The organism is Paraclostridium benzoelyticum (assembly GCF_001006285.1).
Lineage (GTDB): Bacteria > Bacillota > Clostridia > Peptostreptococcales > Peptostreptococcaceae > Paraclostridium > Paraclostridium benzoelyticum.
In genome coordinates, this window is sequence record NZ_LBBT01000366.1 from 1 (window position 1) to 8,010 (window position 8,010).

General features: G+C 25.3%; 7 protein-coding genes. 1 reads left to right on the top strand and 6 read right to left on the bottom strand.

The features are described 5' to 3' along the window. Positions 1–71: 71 nt before the first annotated feature. A complete protein-coding gene (locus VN21_RS17695) occupies positions 72–1,166 on the top strand; it encodes a glycosyltransferase family 2 protein (protein ID WP_052952145.1) in 1,095 nt (364 codons plus the stop codon). Positions 1,167–1,203: 37 nt separating this feature from the next. Here VN21_RS17695 and VN21_RS17700 read toward each other — a convergent pair whose 3' ends face one another. From VN21_RS17700 to VN21_RS17725, 6 genes are all read right to left on the bottom strand, one after another. Continuing rightward, the gene (locus tag VN21_RS17700) at positions 1,204–2,238 is read right to left on the bottom strand and encodes an NAD-dependent epimerase/dehydratase family protein (protein ID WP_046824440.1); all 1,035 of its coding nucleotides are present in this window, start codon (positions 2,236–2,238) and stop codon (positions 1,204–1,206) included. Then, positions 2,232–2,669 (bottom strand): adenylyltransferase/cytidyltransferase family protein, encoded by a 438-nt coding sequence (locus tag VN21_RS17705; RefSeq protein WP_046824441.1) that lies wholly within the window; start codon positions 2,667–2,669, stop codon positions 2,232–2,234. Before VN21_RS17705 ends, VN21_RS17700 begins: the two co-directional genes overlap by 7 nt. Further along, positions 2,656–3,909 (bottom strand): LicD family protein, encoded by a 1,254-nt coding sequence (locus VN21_RS17710; protein ID WP_046824442.1) that lies wholly within the window; start codon positions 3,907–3,909, stop codon positions 2,656–2,658. Before VN21_RS17710 ends, VN21_RS17705 begins: the two co-directional genes overlap by 14 nt. A gap of 3 nt (positions 3,910–3,912) precedes the next feature. Further along, the gene (locus tag VN21_RS17715) at positions 3,913–5,544 is read right to left on the bottom strand and encodes a class I SAM-dependent methyltransferase (protein WP_084822262.1); all 1,632 of its coding nucleotides are present in this window, start codon (positions 5,542–5,544) and stop codon (positions 3,913–3,915) included. Between the two features lie 6 nt (positions 5,545–5,550). Then, entirely contained in the window at positions 5,551–7,629 is a 2,079-nt protein-coding gene (locus VN21_RS17720; RefSeq protein WP_046824443.1) for a hypothetical protein, read from the bottom strand. A gap of 12 nt (positions 7,630–7,641) precedes the next feature. Beyond that, a partial coding sequence (locus VN21_RS17725) for an FkbM family methyltransferase (RefSeq protein ID WP_226896737.1) occupies positions 7,642–8,010 on the bottom strand: 369 nt, incomplete at its 5' end.

Here is an 8,010-nt window from a genome sequence, read left to right on the forward strand (position 1 = left end):
AATAATTTTGTGAATTTTTCTATTTTTTTCTGATATACTATAATTTAATAAATTTCATAGGAGGTGCAAAATTGAAAACTTTAAGTTTAGTTATGATTACCAAAAATGAAGAATTAAAAATCAAACGTTGTCTAGATTCTGTTAAAAACTTAGTTGATGAAATAATAGTTGTTGATACTGGTTCAACTGATAAAACAAAAGAAATAGCTGCAGAGTTTGAAGCTAAAGTATTTGACTATACATGGACCAATAATTTTTCTGATACTCGACACTTTGCAATTAAGCAATCTACTGGAGATTGGAATTTAATTTTGGATGCTGATGAAATTATAACTAATTTTAATATAGATAAAATAAATAACTTTATTAACTCAAAAGAAAACACTATTGGTAAAATCAAAATAATAAATTTATTCGAAGAAGACAATGAAGTTAAAAAATCTAATGCATTTATTTCAAGATTAGCCCCTAAAGGTGTGTACTTTGAAGGAAGCATCCATGAACAGCTAGACACATCTTTACCTAGAGAAATTGTAGATATAGAAATAGAGCACGACGGATATTTAAAAACAAATAAATTTAATAGAAATATCTCTATGATCCTTAACGAATTAAAAAATAATAATACTGATTCATATCTTCTATATCAAGCAGCTAAAACTTATTATAGTAATAATATGTATATGGATGCATTGCCATATTTTGATAAATTCTATGAAGTTGTAAACTTTAATACAGATAACTTTTTTGATGATGCTATAATCCTTTATATATATAATTTAACTAAGTTAAACCAATTTGAAAAAGGCTTAAAAATTATTGATGATGTATTTGATCTAATGAATAATTCTTGTGATTTTTACTTTGCTTGTGGAGTATTTTTCACAGAATTAGTTTCATATAACCCTGAAAAATATATGAATTATTTTAACAATATAGAGTTTTCATACTTAAATGCCTTACAACTTGGAGAATATACTAAATTTGAAATAGTTGAAGGAACCGGTACTTATTTGTCGGCTTTTAATTTAGGTGTATTTTATGAATTACTAGGAGATTCTGTAAAAGCATTAAATTACTATGAGCTATCTTATAGGTTTAATTATTCAAAAGCCTTAGTACCTATAAATCGTATAAAAAATAAAGGATTTAAGCTTAAGTTTTAATCCTTTATTTTTTATAATTAAGTTTATCTATTTTTAATTAGCTATTAAATGAAGAGATAAGTCTTCTATACATATCTTTCATTTTATACTTAGGTTTCCATCCAAGGCTCATTATCTTTGATGATGACAACCTAAGCTCTGTTTTTTTTGCATATCCATATATATTACTTTCTGGTATCTCAAATGTAACTTTAATTTTTCTGTTTGAAATTTCATTTGCTACAAGTTCTGCCATTTCAAAAATAGTCATAGTGGATTCTTCATTTGCTATATTATAAGCTTCTCCATTAGTCCCCTTATTTAATAAAATAAAAAGTGCAGTAACTGCATCCTCTGATTCTACATAGTTTCCAATAGAATCCCCATTTGTGTGGAGCACGATATCTTTATTTTCTATAACACATTTTGCAAATTGAGAAAATACCCTTGTATCATCTTTCAATGTTCCTTCTCCAAATGTTTGAGCCAATCTAGCAATTTTAACAGGTATCCCATACTCTTTATAATATGAAAAGCAATAATGCTCTGCCATCTGCTTACCGAGTGGGTAGCAACTTCTTTCTGATAATATATCTATAGTCCCAGTATCTTTTTCATCTGTTCTATCCCCATCACTACTTATAACTCCATATACTTCCATAGATGAAATATACACCATACTACTTACATTGTACTTTTTAGCTATATTTAAAATATGTTTAGTTCCTAGAACAATTCCATCAGCAGTTTCTACAGGTCTCAAAATCATCTCAGATGATTTTGTTATTGCCGCACAGTGAAATATATAGTCTATACTACTAATATCATTTTTTGCTAATAAATCTATATGGTCTAAATTTATTAAATCACCTTTGATAAACTTTAAGTTGGATTGATTAAAATTAGAATACATATCTAAAGCTTTGTCTATGTCTCTAACAAGTCCTATTATTTTAATTTTTCCATTTTTATAATTATCAGATTTAATTATAGATTTAGCTATAATTGATCCAATAAACCCTGTTATTCCTGTTATAAAATAAGTTCCTTCATTTATCTTAATTTTGTTATTTATATATTCCATACTTAACATATACCTGTTTCTTCTAAAATTAATTTTTTTATTTGTGTTGAGCTAGTCCCATTTGTATAGTTAAAAAATTCTATATTAGATCCAACTTCATTAAGCTTTTGTTTATCAATGTTCCAACTTTCATGTCCTTTCCAATCATCTCCTGAAAATAAACAGTCAAAATGGTATAAGTTCCAAGCATCCATTTTATTGATATTTTCAAATGTAACCTTAACCACATCATCTACACACTTAATATTTTTAATTATTTCCATTCTTTCTAAATCTGGTATATATGGTTTCTTACCTTTAAAATGTTCAACCAACTCATCCGATAAAACTCCAACCCTTAAACTATCACATCTATCTTTTGCATTTCTTAGTACATTTAAATGACCTATATGAAATAAGTCAAAAACTCCTGCAATATATCCATCCTTATACTTTTTCAACTTCATATTCCTCCAACTCTGGTAATCTTTCTAATATCCATTCACGCTTTTTTGAATATACGTAATAATCTTTAATTCCCATATTACTTAACTGCCTACTTATCTCAGGAAAATAAATACTACATATAATAATGTGTAGTTTTTGTCCATTTTTTAATAACTCATCTGGAGATTTTATATTAATACCATACTTTTTTGTTCCCCATTTTTTACAATCATTATCTACAAGAAAACTTGGTTTAAATTGTTTACCATATCTACTCATATAAGCATCAAGCATTTCTCCTGCTCCAAATATAACAACTTGCTTTTGATTTACATTTCTAAATATATTTGTAAACCTTAATTCTATCTCTTTATTTATATCTCTATATGATTTTTCGCTATTGTAGTATCCATTATGATGAGGTTTTCTTTCTTCTAAAGGAGGTAAATTAGCGTAATCATCTCCAAATATTTTTTTTAAAAATTCATCATATCCTATTGGTATAGGTACTTTTATATTTTCAAATATTTTATATTTAACACCTATAAACCACTCAGCTTTATATAATTCTTTTTCATAACATCCATACTGCGTTAATATTCCTACGTTTTTGTTTTTTTTATTTTTAGCTATACTACACCATTTATTTAGTCTAAAGCAAATTTCTTTATGTGTTAATCTATTAGCTATCTTTTTTAATAGCTTCATTTTAAAAGAAGAAATATCTAAAAAATAGTCATTATCTCTACTATATATTTTTGCAAACATAATTTGCTGATAAAAACGTACCATTTTGCTTTGTAATTTTCTTGAAAAATAAGAATTAGGAACTTTATCTATAGCAGTTATGTCAATCCATATTCCAGCATTAAACTGATGCCCAAAATGTATATTTTCATACCCTGTAGTTCTACTATCTCTTAGTCTTGAAAATCCTCCGCCAAAAAAATCTAGTTCATTCTCTTGCGTTTGGTAAAAGTACGGATCTTCAAACTCTTTTGCCGCAATTTCCTTTAGTTTATCATAATCTTCTCTTGGCATCGTAATGTCAATATCATCATCCCAAGGTATATACCCATTATGTCTTATTGCTCCTAGTAAACTACCGTAGGTTAAATAAAACTTTAAGTTATTCTTCTCACAAACTTCTTTAAATTTTTTTAATAGATTTAACTGAACAGCCCATAATTTTTTAGTATGAGATGTAACTAGATAATCATCTCTAACTTCTGAGTTCAAAAAATTTTTATCCATATTTTATAATCCTGTTAATAATTTTGAATTTTTATTTATTATATTTTTATCTACATCTACCCATGAAAGATAGTTCTTATAAATTTCAAACTGCCTATTTTCCACTACAAATTTTATATCAATTGATTCGTAAAAATCCCATAAATCCTTTAATCCATATTTATCTTTTAATTCCTCTTGAGATAACTCTATATTGTCTGTTTCTTTAATATGAAGATATGTATATTTAATCGCTCTAAACATTACATAATTTGCAGGAAAATAATCCATTTTAAATTCTTGATCAAAATAAATTAATTTGCCATGTTCATAAAAACAGTTTACCGGAACCATATCAATATATGCATGCTTCAGTATAATCCCCATATCAAGATTATTTTTGCTAAATTGATTTAAATAACATAAATTTCTATTCACATGATCTGATGACTTTAATATATCTTTGTATAAAAAATCAAACAAATTTAAAGCCTTATCTCTGTCATATTTAATGTAACCTCTTAAAATATTAGATAGTGTATTAGCTTTTAAAAATGGCATGTGTAATTCATTATTATTTATTTTGGTATCTACAGTATTTAAACCTCTTAATTCCAAATCTTTTATATTATTATAAGAATCATTTATACCTTGTATACCTTGAGAGAATAGTGGCTTTTTTTTAACTATTTTATCACTATAAATTACTGTAGCGTATGCATTTTCTGCTTTTCTATCAGTAGAAACTGCTACATAATCAATTTTGCATTTAATATCTATTTCTCTACATTCAATTAAAAATGAATTGGCAAATACTTCAAAAACATTATTTTCTATAATATCATCATATAAAGACATCTCATCTGCAATCAATGACTTTGAGTTTAAATAATAGGGCATTATCCTTTCCCTTAAAGCTCCTTTGGGTAAATAAGTATCTGAGTAAATCTCTTGAGCAAATTTGTAATCAGGAATCGGATAATAAAATTTATTTATAGTTAGCCCTGAATTTTTGATAATATTTTCTAATTCTGACTTAGTATATAAGGTTCTTCCATTGTTTTTAAACCTTTTGTTTATACCATCAAATGGTTTTTCTAATGTTGGGTATGAAGCTCCACAAAAATATTTTAATCCTAATCTGTTTTCTGTAGCTATCAAAATAGTTCCTTCAGATTTAAGTAATGACTTTATTTTTTTTAAATACTCTTCTATATTTTCTATAAGTTCTATCGTTCCTATAAGAACTATATAATCATACTTTTTATTTAAATGTATAATATTTTCAATGTTGTTGAAAACCTCTAAGTTATTCCTATTTTCATATCTTTTTAAAATAGATTCTGTTCTAAGTATATCACTTTCAATACATGTAACCGATTTACACTTTTCGCAAAACATACCTGTAAGAGCTCCAAATTCTCCACCTATTTCAAGTAAGTCCGCTCCTTTTTTGAAATCATACCAATTTAATATAGACTGCCTCGTTTTACTAAAGTTTAGAAATACTTCAAAGTTATTATCCTTGATAAGAATTTCATCAAAGTCCTCTGATTTATTATTTCTAATATAATTTTTAATTTTTAAATCTAAGGGATTATAACTCTTATCATCAGTGCTGTAACTACTTTTATATGAATTTGGCAATTCTTTCACCTACTTTCATTGTAACGGTATCATACCTTGTCCTAAATCATCTCGAAGCATTAGATTACTAAGTTCATTACATCCTTCTCGTGTATGTGGGTAGCACTTTAAACTATATATATAATCTATGAATCCTGAACTTATATTCTCATTCTCAACAAACACATTTTTCATAAAATCTTCAAAATAATTTTTTATACAGATCTGTAATGTATCTAAGTAAATAAATTCATTTTTATTTCTAGTCTCTTCTTCATATATTAACCCTCCATCTTTGTTAAAACTTATTAACGTTGGCTTAAATGAAGTAAAAATAGTTTCTAGTAACATATAATTTTCAGCTAAAAAACTTTGAAATCCATAAGATAAAAATCCATTGTTAAATACAGATTTTATATTAAGTTCATTTTTTTCTTTATTTGAATTCATATATCTACATAAATATAATCCATCTAATTTTAAATCCATAATTTTTTCTAAAAAATATTGACATGTACCTGATGATGCAAGGTCTACAAAAGCATATTTTTTATCTTTTGTTAAATTTAAATTGTTAATATATTTTAGATAGTTATTTCTTACTCGTCTTGACTCTTTATAAATATCAGTTTCATATTCTAATGCATAGTGAAATGTATCTTTATATATTTTTTCATCATACTTTTTTATTTCATTTTCATTTAGCTCAAATTTTCGTATAAGCAATTGTTCTGGAGAATATGCAAATGGAGATTCACATATCCACTTAATATCATTTTTATTTTCTATATTAGATTTTATACATACAGTACGTGATGTTTGAAAATATAAATCCTCTACATTTGAATTTACTTTAATATACTTCTTAGCAATACTAAATAGTTGTTGAACTAAGTATCCATCTCTAGCTGCAAATAAAATTTTATCATATTTATTTTTGTTAATTTGCTCTATAATCCATAGGACAAACTTAACTGCAATTGGGCTTATAAACAAATATCCAAATGTTTTTATATCATTAACAATTAATAGTCCATCACTTTTATATAGTGCAAACGGACTATTAAATGCACATGCTATAAACATAGCACACATACTTCTTTCATTAACAGAATTTGCATTCAATAATAAGTCTGAATATCCAGATATATTCGCCATTTCAATAGGGGATTTAATTTTTAAAGTATCACATTTAATCTTTATATTTTTCTCATTTTTATCTGTTACTAAAAACAAATTATTTTTATCAACTTTATCAAATGAAAGTTTATCAGTTAGGTATATACTATCTAAATTTAATTCCAAATTATTTATAATAAACTTACTTACATCTTCATTAGAGTATATTGTATCATTGTAGAAGTATACTTTTTTATTCTTATTTATAGCATATTTTATACCATCTACTATATCATTTCTAAAAACAATCATGTTTGACCAAGTCTCCATCTCAAATTGTTTAAACTGTAATAATTTTTTTTGTGAAACAAATAATTTTTTAGCTAATTTAAAATACAATTCATCTAATTTTATATTCTCTTTTAATTCTTGTTTTGCTACTTTAAAAAAATTTGCTGCTTCTTTTATCCCAATTTTTTCTAATTTGCATCCCAAAATTTCATAAAAATCTTCTCTATTTAAATATTTTGTAGTAAATAAAATTTCTGATATAGTAAGACTTATCGAATCATGACTATTTATTTGATTTAAAAATACCTCTTTGCTTATATCAAAATAGTTATCCATAAGAATATTTTTCTTGTTATATTTATACAATTGGAATAAATCTCTTCCATGAAAATTAAATACCTTTATACCATTTTTTAAGCAATCATAGGCAATTCTTGTAAATATAGTTTTTGTTGAACTTGGCTGTGCCATAATTATAACTAGTGTATTTTTTTTTACATATAGCTCTTCCATTGTAATTATAGGAATACCACAAAATGAATCTTCTTTACAAAATTTATCTATCACTCCTACAAAATTATATTCTGGAAAATTTTCAATGACACATTTTGTTCTAAATCCAGTTCCATATAATGCAATATCATATTTTTTATATTCACTAAAAATACTATTAAATGATTCTATTATTAAATCTTGTTCTATCATTTTGATTTCTCCTTAAATAACTGCATACAAAATAGTTTCTGCAGGATAAATGCTATAATGTCTTATATAAAATTTGTACTCTGATACTAAGTTTTTAATAAATATAGGGATATTTATTAAATCATCATTTTTATGATATATAGAAATAGCCAATTTAGGTCTATGTTTCTTAATAATTTCTTTAGATCCTTTTAACGCTTCCAATTCCATACCTTCAATATCCATTTTAATAAATGTTATTTCTTTTAATCCTAGGGTTTGATCTAATGTTTCTATTGATATTTCTGTATTACCATTATCACTTACATATGAACTTCCATTTTGAGTTGAATTAAATTTTAAAATTTCTTTTTTTGATCCACAACCATGATTATATATTTC